This is a genomic window from Pantoea piersonii (genome assembly GCF_003612015.1).
GTDB lineage: Bacteria > Pseudomonadota > Gammaproteobacteria > Enterobacterales > Enterobacteriaceae > Pantoea > Pantoea piersonii.
Genome location: NZ_RARB01000005.1, coordinates 161145 through 176898, shown reverse-complemented (window position 1 = coordinate 176898; position 15754 = coordinate 161145). Strand labels below are relative to the sequence as shown.

The 15754-nt window shown below is 53.5% G+C and carries 10 protein-coding genes; 6 read left to right on the top strand and 4 right to left on the bottom strand.

Going from position 1 to position 15754, the window contains the following annotated elements; translation table 11 throughout:
• Positions 1-66: 66 nt before the first annotated feature.
• Positions 67-960, bottom strand: a complete 894-nt coding sequence (locus D7S44_RS15140) for a LysR substrate-binding domain-containing protein (protein WP_120456227.1) — start codon at positions 958-960, stop codon at positions 67-69.
• Between the two features lie 234 nt (positions 961-1194).
• Between D7S44_RS15140 and D7S44_RS15135 the strand changes: the two genes are divergently transcribed.
• From D7S44_RS15135 to D7S44_RS15120, 4 genes are read left to right on the top strand one after another with little or no spacing between them, the layout of a single operon-like run.
• A complete protein-coding gene (locus D7S44_RS15135; protein ID WP_120456225.1) occupies positions 1195-2064 on the top strand; it encodes a transketolase in 870 nt (289 codons plus the stop codon).
• Positions 2061-3062, top strand: coding sequence for a transketolase family protein (locus tag D7S44_RS15130; protein WP_120456223.1), 1002 nt, complete (start codon positions 2061-2063; stop codon positions 3060-3062). Before D7S44_RS15135 ends, D7S44_RS15130 begins: the two co-directional genes overlap by 4 nt.
• 10 nt (positions 3063-3072) lie before the next feature.
• Complete coding sequence (locus D7S44_RS15125) at positions 3073-3924, top strand: NAD(P)-dependent oxidoreductase (protein ID WP_120456221.1); 852 nt, start codon at positions 3073-3075, stop codon at positions 3922-3924.
• A gap of 46 nt (positions 3925-3970) precedes the next feature.
• Positions 3971-5296 (top strand): MFS transporter, encoded by a 1326-nt coding sequence (locus D7S44_RS15120; RefSeq protein ID WP_120456219.1) that lies wholly within the window; start codon positions 3971-3973, stop codon positions 5294-5296.
• A gap of 193 nt (positions 5297-5489) precedes the next feature.
• Here the strand turns inward: D7S44_RS15120 and D7S44_RS15115 are convergent, their stop codons facing one another.
• Positions 5490-5972 carry an AraC family ligand binding domain-containing protein gene (locus D7S44_RS15115; protein WP_240629466.1) on the bottom strand — a complete coding sequence of 161 codons (483 nt, stop codon included), beginning with the start codon at positions 5970-5972 and terminating at the stop codon, positions 5490-5492.
• A gap of 149 nt (positions 5973-6121) precedes the next feature.
• Here D7S44_RS15115 and D7S44_RS15110 point away from each other — a divergent pair, with 149 nt between their 5' ends.
• Both D7S44_RS15110 and D7S44_RS15105 read left to right on the top strand, forming a co-directional pair.
• Positions 6122-7168, top strand: coding sequence for an NAD(P)H-dependent amine dehydrogenase family protein (locus D7S44_RS15110; RefSeq protein WP_147402112.1), 1047 nt, complete (start codon positions 6122-6124; stop codon positions 7166-7168).
• Positions 7169-7652: 484 nt separating this feature from the next.
• Positions 7653-13658 carry an autotransporter outer membrane beta-barrel domain-containing protein gene (locus D7S44_RS15105; RefSeq protein ID WP_120456215.1) on the top strand — a complete coding sequence of 2002 codons (6006 nt, stop codon included), beginning with the start codon at positions 7653-7655 and terminating at the stop codon, positions 13656-13658.
• 251 nt (positions 13659-13909) lie between these two features.
• Here the strand turns inward: D7S44_RS15105 and D7S44_RS15100 are convergent, their stop codons facing one another.
• Both D7S44_RS15100 and D7S44_RS15095 read right to left on the bottom strand, forming a co-directional pair.
• On the bottom strand, positions 13910-14305 hold the full coding sequence (locus D7S44_RS15100) for a DUF4440 domain-containing protein (protein WP_120456213.1): 396 nt from the start codon (positions 14303-14305) through the stop codon (positions 13910-13912).
• A complete protein-coding gene (locus D7S44_RS15095; RefSeq protein WP_120456211.1) occupies positions 14302-15681 on the bottom strand; it encodes an MFS transporter in 1380 nt (459 codons plus the stop codon). The genes D7S44_RS15100 and D7S44_RS15095 overlap by 4 nt, the downstream gene beginning before the upstream one ends.
• Positions 15682-15754: the final 73 nt, after the last annotated feature.

Here is a 15754-nt window from a genome sequence, read left to right as displayed (position 1 = left end):
CTCACAAAAATCGCTTCTTATCCACGTAATTCCCCCTTATCAGGTCAACTGAAAATGTGAGCATGATCATCGGAGTTGAGCCAGATTAAGTTCACTGAGCAGCCATGTTTTGAACACCTCCAGCGCAAAATGCATGTGCTGATAACGCGGAAAAACCAGGTAGTGACCAATGTAATGAATTTCACTTGTGCTGCTCACCAGCGGGCACACCAGCCTGCCGCTTGCTATTTCGCGTTCTGCCAGCAATTTTGACTCCAGAACAACCCCTAACCCGTCAACCGCAGCGGCAATGGCCATAAAGCTACGGTCAAAGCGAAGCCCGTAATGGCGAGGCGGCGTCATGTCATTCGCCTGAAACCACCCTTTCCACTGGTACAACTGCACATCGCACTGAATCAAGGTGAGCGCGTAGAGATCCTCCGGTTTTCGCAGCCTTTCAGCCAGCAGCGGGGAACATAACGGCGTCAGTTCTTCAACCGCAAGGGGGATTTTCTCATAAGGTGACGGGCGAGGCTCGCCGTAGACGATATCCAGGTCAAAGTCATCCTGTTCAAAACGCGCGTATTCCGTGCTGGCTGAAAGTCGCAGATCGATATGAGGGTTCTCGCGGATGAAACTGCCGAGACGTGGTAACAGCCATTGATGAGCAAAACTCGGTGCGGTATGAAGGCGCAGCGGTCTGGATTCATCGGCCGACACTAATGAAAGCCCCTGCTGCATTTCGTTAAACCCGCGCTGTATGTGCTCAAGCAGTATCGCCCCTTCTTTCGTCAGCGTGATTTCCCGCGTGCTGCGCTGAAAAAGCCGGACTTCAAGCAAACTTTCCAGTTTGCGAATGGCATGACTAATCGCACTGGGCGACAGTTCCAGCTCAGCGGCAGCCAGTGCAAAAGCGCCTGTACGGCCTGCCGCTTCAAAAGCCCGTAACAGGTTAAGAGGCGCTTTTCGCAAGAGTGTCATTCATGAATCCTTTTCACCTGTTGTTGTATTTATTGCTTTTGTCAGCCCTCACCCGAACAGCATAACCTCATCGCATACCGCGACAGGCGGGGGATCACAATGAGTCATCTCTTTAGAGCGAGCCGTTAACACTGATGAAAGATGACTTCATACGTGAATAAGTTAGCACGCTGTCCAGATGTCATCTGTCGATGCGTCCTCGCTTTTTATATTCACCTTTAAAAGGAGCAGCAAATGAGCACGATTGCAGATCCTGGCATCGTATCGGCTGAATCACTTAACAGACTTACACAGCATGCCTGGCATATACGCCGCTTCGCCCTAAGAATGGGTGAAGTGCAGGGTCAGGGCTACATTGGCCAGGCGTTGGGTCTTGCCGACATGCTGGCGGTGGCCTGGTGTCACGCCATGCGCTTTGATCCTGACAATCCAGAATGGGAAGGTCGAGACCGCTTTTTGCTCTCCCATGGTCACTATGCGATTGCACTTTACGCTGCGCTGATTGAAGCCGGTGTGATCCCTGAAGAAGAGCTGGAAACCTACGGCTCGGATGACAGCCGTCTGCCGATGTCAGGAATGGCAACCTATACACCCGGTATGGAGATGTCCGGTGGCTCTCTGGGCCAGGGGCTTTCCATTGCCGTAGGCATGGCGCTGGCGCTACGCCATAAAGGCAATTCAGCCTTTGTCTACAACTCAATGTCTGACGGTGAACTCGATGAAGGTGCGACATGGGAAGCCGCAATGTCGGCCGCTCACCATCAGCTCGATAACCTGATCGCGCTGGTGGATATTAATCAGCAGCAGGCCGACGGTCCCTCACAAAAAATAATGGGTTTCGAGCCTCTGACCGACAAGTGGCTGGCCTTTGGCTGGGATGTGCAGCGCGTTGACGGCAACGACATTGCCGCGGTCAAAGCGGCATTTGACCGCGCGCGTCAGCTAAAAGAGCCCAAACCGCGCGTCATTCTACTGGATACGCTGATGGGTAAAGGCGTTCCATTTCTGGAAACGCGTGAGAAAAACCATTTTATTCGTGTTGATGCTGATGAGTGGCAAAAAGCCATAGCCATTCTCGATAAGGCAGAGGAGGAACGCGCATGAGCAGCGTCGTTGAAAAGAAACCCCGTTTAACCACCTCGGCCATGATTGCTTCTATTGCGGCAGAGGGTCAGAAAACCGTGTCGGCACCTTTCGGTCATGCGCTCGTCAAAGCGGCGCAGACCCGGCCAAATATTGTTGGCCTTACTGCCGATCTCTCCAAATATACTGACCTGCACATCTTTGCCCAGGCCTTTCCTGAGCGCCATTTCCAGATGGGGATGGCGGAACAGCTGCTGATGGGCGCAGCCGGCGGCATGGCGAAAGAGGGAATGATTCCGTTCGCTACCACATATGCCGTATTCGCCACCCGCCGTGCTTACGACTTCATTCATCAGGTGATCGCGGAAGAGAACCTCAACGTGAAAATTTGCGCTGCGCTGCCGGGTCTTACCACCGGTTATGGCCCCAGCCATCAGGCAACCGAAGATATCGCCTTAATGCGCGGCATCCCTAACCTGACAATCATTGATCCCTGCGATGCCCTGGATACCGAACAGGCTGTCGCCGCTGCGGCCGATCACAACGGCCCGGTATATATGCGTCTGCTGCGCGGGAAGGTTCCACTGGTACTTGATGAGTACGATTATCAGTTTGAACTGGGTAAAGCCAAACTGCTGCAGGACGGGCGTGACGTATTGCTCATCTCCAGCGGCATCATGACGATGCGGGCGCTGGAAACCGCAAAAGCGCTGGCGCATGACAAGGTTGATGTCGCCGTGCTGCATGTGCCGACCATCAAGCCTCTCGATACGGCCACGATTATCGAGCAGTGCCGCCACAGCGGACGTCTGGTGGTGGTTATTGAAAACCACAGCGTAGTCGGCGGGCTTGGCGAAGCGGTAGCGACGGCATTAATGCGCGCGCAGATCATGCCCGCGTTCCGTCATATCGGGCTGCCGGACGCATTCCTGGCCGCAGGAGCGCTGCCTACGCTGCACGATCGCTATGGCATCTCCACTTCATCCCTGATCGGCGCGGTTAAAGGCTGGCTTGTATAAGGAGAGCAAAATGAAAGTGGTATTCGTCGGCGTAGGCGCTATCGGCCTGCCAATGGCATTACAGATCAAGGCAGCCGGGCATGAGGTGCAGGGTGTGGATGTCGCCGAAGCGTCCCGGCAGCGCGCGCGAACGCAGGGTATTGATGCCGTAGAACGATACGCCCTGACAGACAAAGCTGATGTTGTCGTGGTCATGGTTGCCACGCCTCAGCAGCTTGCGGCGCTGGTTGAGGAGTCACTGCCGAAAGTAACCGGTCAGTGCTGGGTAATCATGTCGACGGTCGGCCCCGACGCAATCACTACTGCTGCAGAACAGCTGCAGCGTGCAGGCGCCAGCGTGGTTGATGCGCCTGTTACCGGCGGGACCGCGCGGGCCAGCACCGGGGAGCTGGTGATTTTTGCGGCGGGTGAAGAGGATTCCCTCAACCATGTCGCCCCGGTTCTGACCGCCATGGGCACGATGAAAGTGGTGGGAAACCGGCCGGGCGACGGCCAGGGAATTAAGGTGATTAACCAGCATCTCTGCGCCGTACACATTGTGGCCGCAGCCGAAGCACTGAACCTTGCTCAGTCGCTGGGATTAGATCCTGCACAGGTTTTGCCGCTTGTTGAGGGTGGCGCGGCGGGCTCCTGGATGTTGTCGGACCGTGGCCCACGCATGTTACAGAGCACAGATGTGGAGGTTTCCAGCGCCATTAATATCTTTGTCAAAGACAGCGGTCTGGTGGCAGACGCAGCTACGGCATGCCACGCAGACGTTCCACTTTTAAAAGTGGCTCATGCCCGCTATCTGGCTGCAGCACAGGCTGGCCTGGGGCAACGTGACGACAGCCGGGTAATTGAAACCTGGTACCGGCCATAAGTGTTTACCCGGTTCTACCGGCGAAACTATCGAAACGGGGTCAATAATGAAAACTCACTCTGTACCTGCTAATCATAAAAATAACCCGGTGAAAGTGTCCATCGCCTCCATGACAGGCTCGGCGGTTGAAAGCTACGATTTCTTTATTTACGGTACGGCAGCCGCGGCATGGTTTGGGAAAATCTTCTTCCATACCGAGGAGCCTGTTGTCGGTATCATGGCGGCCTTTGCGACTCTCGCAGTGGGCTTTCTGATGCGGCCAGTGGGCGGTTATCTCGCTGGTCATTTTGGCGATCGCTATGGCCGTAAAGCTGTGCTGTTCTGGTCATTGCTGGCCATGGGACTGGCAACCGTTTTGATAGGCGCCCTGCCGACTTATGAACAGGCCGGCATACTGGCCCCCATTTTGCTGATCCTGCTTCGCATGATACAGGGCATCGGTTTTGGTGCTGAATGGGGAGGTGCAGTGCTGATGGCGTTTGAACATGCACCGGAGAGGAAACGGGGTTTTTATGGTGCCGTGCCGCAGCTTGGTATTCCCCTTGGCCTGCTGCTGGCTAACGGCGCTTTTCTTCTTTCTGGCGCTCTGTTTGAGGGTAACTGGGTATGGCGCGTGCCGTTCCTGATTTCCTTCATTATGGTGGCTATCGGCATCTTCATTCGCATGAGCGTAGCGGAATCACCAGAATTTGAAAAAGCGAAAGCGGAGAAGCGCATCGTTAAGCAACCGGCACTTGAAGTCATCCGTCGTGACTGGCGCACCATTATGAATATCGTGGGGCTGCGGCTGGCTGAAACCGGCGGTTATTACATTACGACGAGCTTCATGCTTTCTTATGTCGTTCTGGCAGAGATTACCGATACCCGTCATGTGTTGTGGGGAACGCTCATTGGTTCTGCGCTGGGTCTGGGCAGTCATCTCTTTTACGGCGCGCTAAGTGATAAAATAGGCCGCCGTCGGGTATTTCTGACTGGCGCGCTATTCACTATAGCCTTTGGTATCCCAATGTTTATGTTGATAAATACTGGTGCTGTCGTGCTGATAATTACTGCGATCGCACTATCACTCTTGCTGAGCCATGACCCGATTTTTGCCGTGGAATCAAGCTGGTTTTCCGAACAGTTCCCGGCCCATATACGCTCGTCAGGTATTTCACTGGGCTATAATGTGGCCTCTGTCGTGGCGGGGTTACTGCCGTTTATTGCTACCGGCGTCTACAGCATGGTGGGCTGGATCGGACCGGCAATCATATTCTCGCTTCTGGGCGTGCTTTCTACCTGGTGCGCTTTACGCACCCCTGAGACGGCGCCAGCCAAAATGAGAAAGGAGAATAAAATAGTTGCCAGCGCAGCAAGCCCAACAAATGGATAGCCAGTGACTAACCTGCTTATCTTAGCGGAGCACTCCCGCCTCTGGCGTTCAGGGGCGGGGGGGAATTAATTCGTAGCCATAAAACAAGAGAACAGGTCGTGTTTCATTAATTGACAATAAGTCCCCTGCGCAATTCCTTCCAATACCGTTGATGCAAAAGGGTACAGAGCATCAAACAGACGTGCATGATTAATTATGCCTTCACGCGGATCGGTGCTTCACGGTCGCTCCGTACATTCTCTTCATCGGCAAGCATTTTCATGACTGACTGAGGCATATGTACGCTGATAAACTCTACGGGCTGGTTGTCAAAGCGCGACGCCTGAATAGTACCAGGGTTATATAAGGTAACCTGGCCGCTTTTAACATATGTGTTTTTCCCTGATAACCATATCTCCTCACTACCCGTCAGATTCGCACTAATAACCTGTTCATCATGGAGATGTTTTGGAAAGCCAGAGTTCCTGGCTTGAATACGGGAGCACTCTATCCCATTCCGGCTAAACCACTCTGCAGACTGTAATGACAGCTTATCTGACCTTATGCAGTAATTGTGAATAATTATTAATACTTCCTCAAACCACTTGCTGACCGTTTTTTCACCTATTGGTTTAGAGCCCTTCTCTGTATGAACCGGACAGCATTCGTTCGCGACGTCCAGGCCTGCAAAAGTCATTTATTGTTTTAGGGCTGGGATGCGCACGGCCTGGCTACAAGCGCTGGAAGAGAAAATCATTGACGACATCTTCAGGCGCGATAAGGCGCTGAAGGTTCGCACAACGAATGCTAGACTTCACATCCCGGCTGATCTTCTAAAGGCAACTTATGAGCGTCGTCCACGACACCACGGCAAAAGACCGAACGCCTCTCCGTCCCAGAGTGATCATTTACGGGGTCGGATATTACGGTATGGAGGCTGTGCGCCTTCTCGTCAAAAAAGGCTGGCAAGTGGTTGCGGCGGTGAATCGCGCAGGCCCTAAGATCGGCGTGGATCTCGGGCGGCTCGCTGGACTGAATGAAGATTTGGGCGTTGTCGTACAGGACTGTGAAACTGCCGACTACGCTGCCATGGATGCAGACATCGCGCTTGTTGTGCAAACAGAGAGACTGAGCCTGAACTTTGCAGCTTATCAACGTCTGCTGGGAGCCGGTATCAATGTTATTTGCCACGGTTCAGAGTCCTATTTTCCGCAAGGTGCCGATCCCGACTTAGCCGAAAAAATCGATGCGCTGGCCAAAAGCAACGGGGTGACTTTTACCGGGACGGGCATTTGGGATTTTTCTCGCATCTGGGCGGGACTGCTGATTGCCGGGCCCTGTACCGAACTCCGCTCGCTCACGCATCGCAGCCTGACAAACGCAGAGCTGGCGAATGAACGCATGATGCGCGCCTATGGGGTTGATATGACGCAGGCTGAGTTCCAGGAAAAAGTAACCAACGTACCCGGCCAGCTGGGAGAGTTGTATAAAAGCATACCGGCGCACGTGATGCATGCGCTTGGCTTTACCATTAAAAACGTGACCGAAGTACGCGAGCCCGTGCTCTCCGATCAACCCGTGTGGTGCCGTACCCTCAACAGGTATCTGGCGCCCGGTACCACGCTCGGTCTTCGCATCATCGCTTCTGTCGAAACGGTTGAAGGGCCTTCAGCAAGCGCGCACATTGAACTGCGTCTGCTCGCACAAGGTGAGTCTGAAAACATGACGTGGGCGGTTGATGGCAGACCACCATCCAAAATCCGCATCGACCGCGCCGATGGCGTACACACCTCGGCAGCCTGCATGGTGAACCGTATTCCAGATGTTATCGCTGCTGCGCCCGGGATAAGGCTAATCTCGCAGTTGGGTCCACTTCGACCCTCGCTAACCTGAATGCTATAGCGACCGTTGCGAGTCGCGTCACAACATCAAAGAAATAAAAGGTTATTACACTGCCCGGCGCTTATTACCTCTTTTTTATTTTTTAATTTACTATTTATTTTTACTGGAAATATCTTTATCTGACTCCCGGACCCGGCTTACGCTTTGCCGCTTTACGCTATTTATCATAATGACTTACGTGACTACTTTTATATATCAGGATCTTTACTCTAATATCATCTCTTTGTTAATGAACATAAAAACAGCAAAAATCAGAGCCATTAATAAAAGATTTATTTAAGGAATAATCCTAAAGCTTGCGCATTATAATGAATAGCATTACGTCCTGATGGACATTTTAACGATGAAGTGATGTTATACACTTCACCTACCTCCAACACATTTCCTTTCAAATTATTTAATTCAGCAAAAATTGCCCGAAACGTAACGGTTAATGTTATGCGGGCTTTGTCTTTTCTCTGTTGAGGAAAACATCTTGTCTAAATTAAACCTTGTACTTCTGGGCCTTATAACGGCGCAAGGATTTATCCCTGCATTCAATCTCTCGGCCGCCGTATTAAAACCTTATACGCCGGAGCGGAACGACAATAAGGTGGGCGCTTATTGTCTCTGTAACGGCAGTACGCAAACGCTGAGCGGCCTGCCACAATTTGCACCGGGTAAAAGCGGTGAAACCCGCGTGACGATAGGTGAATTGCAGAGCGCTGGCCGCATCGTCGATGACAATCTTACAGGAGAGGAGCGGATTGCTCTCGGCCCACAAAACCTTGATGTCATCATTCCCGACTTTGAGTCCAACACCTACACCTTATATAAAGTTTACGATTCCGCTTCGATTGCCGATCTGCCTGTCGTCAGCCTTACCACGGCAGTGCCTGATTATGTCGATGTGAATGATGGCCAATATATTAATGCGCGCGTGGCGTCGGTAAGTAACGGCACCCTGAATATCGATATTGGCAGGCATGGCGCAGCCACCCGCGCCAGCACAAATAGCTGGTCGATGGCGGCTAAAGAGAGTGAATTATTTACTGCCAGCAAACAAGGACACCTGAACTGGAATTCAGACAATCGCATTACCTTTACCGCTGCTACGCCGCCCTATGGCGGTGACCGGTTAGCCTATAACATGGGCAACGTGGTGAACTACAGCGGCGTTTTCAGCGTAACGACATCAGATGGCGCCACCAGCACGTTTAACGTCAACAACCTTAGCGATTTACGCAATTACAATGACTGGCTCATTGACCAGCTTTCAAACGCCAATCTCAGCCCGGCGAATTATAACAACGAATTTAATAAAGCCTTCTCACTGCGCGACAGAAGCGTGGTGTACACAATGAGCACAAATAATTTTGACGATGAGGTTGCCCTGCCGCTGGGCGATCAGGTCGTACTCAGCGCAGATGGACCTGATGCCAGCATTAAAATTAATGCCGGCAAAACGCTGGAAGTCATGAACAACAGTACCGCTGTTATGCGGGCCAGCAACGGCGCCAGCGCCATTATTAACGGCAAACTCGCCAGTACCGGGCCCGTACAATTTGCCAGCAAGGCGCTGGAGTTGATTAATGGCAGCAGCGGAATTAATAACGGCGTAATAAATGGCGGCTTTTTTAATAATGCTAACGGTAACGGCGTGGATCCCCATACGCTGGGCTACATCTACAACGCGGTATCGGCCTCATACGGCAGTCAGTTCACCAACAACGGCGTTATCAACCTGGCCCTGAGCGCAGGGTCTGCTCTATGGGATAGTCAGGCCATCTGGCTCGGCGGCAGCAGCGCAATAAACTATGGCAATATCAATATCGGCGTGGCGGCGGTAAATAATGCTAACGCGGCTGCCGGTGTAACCTTCAGTGGAGAAGGTACTTTTATCAATGCCGATAGCGGCACGATTTATATTGGCCGCTCTCCGCAAAATAGCAAAACCAGCGAGACTACCGACGTCGCGATCAATCTGAGCGGCGGCGTCAGCGCGATCAGCGCGATCCTTGACGCAAGCGCAATCAACAATGGTCACATTGTAATAGGTACCAAAGTGCAGAACGCGGTGGGGATGCGCATTGAAGAAGGGCCGAATGCCCTGGTGCTTAACAATGGCGTTATTGATGTGAACGGCCGTGCACAGCCTCAGCCAGCCGAAAATATCGGTATGCTGGCGCTCGACTCGGGCAGCGGCGGACGCGTTGGCAACACCGGCACGATTAACCTGAACGGCGATAACAGCACGGCGATTAAAATCATCGCCCGCGAGGGTGACAGCGCCAGCGCGTTCTCTACCGGCACGATAAATGTCAATGGCGACGCCGATGTCACGACGGACACACTCAATACCGCCGTCTGGGCGATCGGGCAAGGAAGCGGCAAGGCAAAAGCAGACCTGACCGGGCCGATAAATCTGAATGGCGACTCGGCTATTGGCGTCCGCGCCGAAGGCAATGCCACGGTTAACGTGACAGCCGCCGCGGTGCCGCGACTGAACGACAGCCAACATCAGATCGGCTTTTATGCGATCGGCCCAAATGCCATAATTAATCTTCCTGCCAACGGCAGCTATGCCACTTCCGGCTGGTTTTCCACACTGTTTCGCTATCAGGATGGCGCGGTTTTTGACGGCCGTGGCATGACGCTTACGCCTGATGCCTTCTTCTCCACTGGCGTTACAGGCAGCGGCGACGGTACGCAAATCAATACCCACGGAGCAACTATCAATATTGGTCAGATTGCCACCGGCGTGCTGGTAGAAAACGGCGCTCACGGCGTTATCGATGCGGACACAACGATAAATATGATCGGTGAGACGGCGAGAGCGGCAATCGTCGACGGCCAGAAACGTAACCTGGCGGGAGATTATATTAATCCTGATGCGAAGCCCTCTGACAACAGCCTGCTTGTCAACCACGCGGCCATCAGCGGTGTCGCGGACTGGCAAAACGGCCTGGTGGCAATGAATCATGCGCAGCTGGTGAACACGGGTGACATCACCTTTGGCGGCCAGGGAACCTATGCCATTCAGTCCAGCGCCGGCTCGAACGTCGTGAACAGCGGCGATATCAGCGTGACGCGCAGCAGCACCGGCCTTTATGCCAATGCCAATCCCTTCGTTGGCGACAATATTACGCCAACGGTGATCACTAACAGCGGCACGCTCAATGTCAGCGAGGGAGAGAGTATCCTGGCATCACCGACCATCGGCGCATACGCTATCTACCCGCTGGCACGCATCAACCAGAACGGGACGATTAATCTCTACGGTGAACATGTTCTGGGGGCACAAGCCGCGGAGGGCGCAACCCTTAGCCTTGGCGCAGAGAGTCGGGTGGTGTTCCACAGCGCCAACCAGACCGCTTATCAGGCACTGGATGTCGGCTCCAGCCTGTTCAGCAACGGTGGCGATACGGATGTCAGCACCGATGGATCGACGCTATACCGTATTGGCGCGGGCGCATCCTTCTATCCGTCTACCGCGGGCAATGTCACGTTAAGCGGAGCAAACAGCAACGGGATTATTGCCTCTGGCGTAGGCACCTCGTTATTCGGCACGAACGCTTTTACCGTTAACGGCAAGGGCGCGACGGCCGTACGCGTTAGCGACGGTGCAGAGGCTACGCTCTCCAGCACCATCAGGCTGAACGGGGAAAATAGCGTCGGCGCGGTCAGCGACGGCAACGAATCCACGATCTATGCCGCTTCTCAGGTTGCTGGCGCGGGCAAAAATATCACTGCCTTTGCCGTTGGTAACGGCGCAAGGCTGCTCAATCAGTATCAGGGAAATGTGGATTTAACCGGGCCTGACAGCACCGCTGTCCGACTCTATGACAACGGCAACTTTATCAACCGTGGCAGCGTCCATGTGGCATCGGGCACTGGCGTGGACGTCAGCAGTGGATATGGACAGTATGTGCCGATGGACAGCGAGCTGCGGGTCGATGATGGCATCGCGGCGTTGCGCGTAGGCCGTGGCGCGACACTGAAAATTTACGGTGACGGCCAGGGCAGTAGCAGCCTGACCGCCAGCGGCAGTGCCGACACGCTGCTGCTGGATAGCGGCGCAGCCGGGTTTGAGGCGAACGACATTATTATGGGTGCTTACGGCAGCGGTAGCGTCATTAACAACCGCGCCGAAACAGCCAGTATTTCACTGCAAAACGTTATGCTCGACGTGAGCGGCGGTAACGGCATCCGCTCTGCGACCTCGTTCGATCCTGATGGCAGCGCCCTTATCAACGTCGGCGGCGGCGGTACGGGTTATCTGTTTGCGAATGCTGACGGCTCAACAACAAATAACGATCTGGTGATTGGGAAAAACTACGCAATTCTCGTTTCCGGCGAAGGCACCGGCATCCGTGCTAATACCACCGGCAGGGTAATCTCTCAGGGTTCGATTGGCATCCGTGATACCAACGGCGGCTCAGCGATAGTGACCAGCACCGCCAGTGAAGTGATCAACCAGGGCTCGATCACCTCACTGAGCCTGGTCGCGCCTATTATCGATTTACGCGGCGGCCAGACGGTGTTTATCAACGAAGGAAATATTTCTGCGCCCTTCCCTGAAACCGTTGTGGTGGCTGGTGGAGCGACCAGTGACGTCATTGCGCTGCTGGACGGCAATGTTGTCGGTGATGTAAACACCGGCAACGGCAGAGATTCGCTTTTTGTCACCGGCGGAACGCTAGACGGCAGCCTGACAATGGGCAATGGCAGCGACAACCAGGCGACGGTGCAGAAGGTGAGCCTGGCAAACACCCGCCACATCACCACCGCGAGCGGCGCGGGCGCGACTTTGAGCCTGAGTGAAATCGAAGCGCGCGGCGGCTCCTTCGCGAGTGACGATCTGAGCAAAGGCACCAACCTTGGCGCAGGATGGAGCACCCTCAACTTTTCCAGCACCAGATGGACACTGACCGATAATATCAGGCTGGCCCACAGCACCATTAATATTGACAGCGGTTCAACGCTCTATGCTGGCGATAACGTTAACCCACTGCTGCAGGGGGCGACTGACGATTCACTTACTGTCAATAACGCCGGTACGCTGGATCTGACTAACGGCGGCAACCCAGCAGGAAATACGCTGACCATTGATGGTGCGCTGGTGTCAGCAGGCGGCACACTACGACTCAATTCTGCCGCCTCACAGAGTGACAGACTGCTGGTCAACGGCAGCGTCAGCGGCACGACCTTTATTGATGATACGCTGGTAGCGGGCGCGCAGGCTGACGCCAACCGTGACGGCGTAATCGAAGCCACGGAAGGTGTCTCACTGGCACAGGTTTCAGGTAACGCCAGCGCTGGCAGCTTCAGGTTGAAAGAGGGTTACGTGGCGTCAGGCCCCTGGCAATACAGCCTTTACAGTTTTACGCCGGGCGCGAGCGATGCCAGTCAGCGCCAGGTGAGCGGCAGCGGCAACGCCTTTTGGGATTATCGCCTCGCCAATACCTATGTCTGTGAAGAGGGCTCGCTGTGTCAGCCGCAAGCTGGCAGCAGCGCAAGAGCAGCACGACCCGCAGTAATACCGCAACTGCCCTCTTATATTTCGACGCCGCTGGGTCTGGCCTATTACACCCTCTCTGTTACCGATGATCTGCACAAACGCCTCGGCGAACTGCGCGACCAGCAAAATAACCCGGACGCGCTCGGCGGCGAGATGTTTATTCGCTACCTCGGGTCTAACCTTGACTATCAAAGTAACCGCAACCTTAGTCAGTACGGCTATGACTTCGATCTCGATTACAGCGCCGTTCAACTGGGGGGTAATCTGTTGCGCATGGATGGCGCGCGCGACAGCCTGCGTGGCGGCATCGCCTATACGCGCGGCAATACGCGTATTCGTCCCCATGCAGCAGATGGTTACAGCTCAACGACTTTCGACAGTGACAGCCTCGCGCTCTACAGCACCTGGCAGCATGAGAGCTTCTATCTGGATGGTTCGCTGGCCTGGAACTGGCATCGCGGCGAAACCGATATTGCCCGTAAAAAAGAGGTGGGATCGCCGAAGGGTGAAGGCTGGACAGCCTCGCTGGAATCTGGCTATTCGCTGGCGTTTGCTTATGGATTACGCCTTGAACCCCAGGCCCAGCTCACCTACCTGCATCTGAAAATGGATAACCTCACTGACAGCGATCGAACCCGTATCTCCTGGGAGGATTATGATCAGACCATTGGACGCCTTGGCGCTCGTCTGGACCGCACCTGGCAGGACGATAGCCAGCGTCAGTACACGCCCTATATTCGCACTAACTATTATCGCGGCTGGGGCGGCGCGGCGAAGGTGAAGGCTGGCTCTGCTGACAGCGATATCACGCAAAGCTTTAACAGCGGTAAATTTGGTCAAATGTGGGACGTTGGCGTTGGCGGCACCACCAGCTTTAAAAATACTGTTTCGCTCTATGCAGAAGCTGACTATCGCAAAGAGATTGACGGCAACGGTGCAAAAGGCTGGCGTTATAACGCTGGGGTGCGCTGGTCATTTTAACCGCACGCGCTTATATACAGAGGCACGATTCAGTGCCTCTGAGTAATCGTTTAAAAAGCTGATTGCGCGAACAAGGTGGCACGCCGCGAGCGAGACAACATAATCTCCGGCACCGCCTGCGGCAGGCAGCATCGGACGTTTTAGCGACGTAACAAACACAGGGTCAGCGGCATCTCCTCCACTTCCCTTGCGGAGCATAACATTACTTGTCTTTACTCATCGTACTTGCACTGCCAGCAACTCACTACCGATTAAGTTTGAGGTAAAAATGTCTCATGAAGATGCCGCCAGATTACACGGCCGTTATCATCCAGTTCAAACACTACGGTTGAAAAGCGAAGCGTTGCATCCTGTCCGGGCAATTGCTGTAATTCTTTATAAATCACAGTGGCTCCCTTCGCACTTTCAGCAATAACCTTCATATCCGTAATTTCGATATTCAGTTCCTGTCGGGTCCCACGCAGGGTGCGAAAAAAGGTATTTAACGCGGAAAAATCCAGCAAAATGCCGCCCGGTGTCACCATTGAAAATGCCGGACTAAAACGTGATAGTAAATTTTCGCAAATGTCCTCATCTGCATCAGCCTGCCCTAGCCAGCTGCCAATCAATATATGAGTATCCAGTACTTCCCTAAAATAACGGTTCATTTCTGCTCCTGATTAACAGTTAATAAAATGCTCTGATTAGCGATGCGAAAACAGCACAGCACAGGAATGACGGCGCTGCATGCTGCTAACACAAAGCAAAGGTGATAGGCCTGTAGGGGGGGCAATCCGGTATTGGCAATCAGATTAAACAAAAGATTGATCAGCGTAACGCCCAGACAGAAACTCAGCTGGCGATTAATGTTCCACAGCGCGCTGGCATCAACGAGTTCACTGGCGGGTATCTGGAGGAAGGCAGAGCTTTGCGCAGTGCTGCTACATAAGCTGCTACCAAACCCCATCAGGGCGAACGCAAGCACACAAACTATCGCATCCGCAGTGCGGCCAGTCAGGGACAGCACTCCAATGCCAGAAGCCTGAATCACACAACCCGCTATAAATAGTGGGCGTGGCCCCCAGATGTTGAACTTCTTTCCTGTCAAACTAATTGCTGCAAAAGCAGCCAGCGACCATGGCAGCATCAATGCGCCGACAAAACTGGCCCGCATTCCAAGCAGGTTTTGCAGGTAAAGCATGGTAAGCATACTCACACCGGTAAATATCCCCGGTACAAACTGATAAATCAGCATCGCCGTATGCAGAAGCGGCTCTTTAACCAGACGCAGGTTAAGCAGTGGCCTGCTCTGTTTAAGAGCATTCCATATGTACCCCGTCAGGCCAAAAATGCCGATTAATAGCATCAGGGCGCCCTGATTAAGGTGGTGAGGTTCACCCAGATATGTCAGCCCCAGTAGTATCAGAATCAATGCTGCGCAGCCACTCGTTAGTCCCAGTAGATCTAACCGCTCAGGCGATTCGGCCCGCATATCAGCCTTAAGCCAGAGGCTGGCCAGCACCAGGGCGAGAACGGCCAGCGGCAGGCTTGTCAGGAATACCCAGCGCCAGCTAAAACTGTCAACCAGTACGCCACCCATTGCCGGCGACAAAGCCGGGGCCAGCAGGGCAATCAGCATTACAACAGAAGAGAGTTTTGCGCGCTCATGACTTTGATAGAGTGCATAGGTCATTGTCTGACCGACAGGAATCAATAAGCCGCCACCGATGCCCTGTATCCACCGCCAGGTGATAAGTTGTGAAACAGATGATGATGCCCCTACCCCGCAGGTGGCAAAAATGAAAATCAGCAGAGTGAAAATGAAAATACGTTTAGCGCCAGCACGCCTGATCAGCCAGCTACTGAGAGGAATGACAATTGTCAGCCCTAATATATAGCCATTACTTATCCATGCCAGTTGGCTAACAGAGGCATCAAAACGTCGCGAGATTTCAGGATAAGCGACGTTGGCGATAAACATATTGACCAAATCAATAAAGAATCCCAGCAAATAGACGCTAGCAACTCGCATACGATAATTCATTTTTATTCCCGGTAATGACCTCACTCGACGCGCAGTATAGGGGCAGCGTGGATCAGGATAAATTCACTCAGGT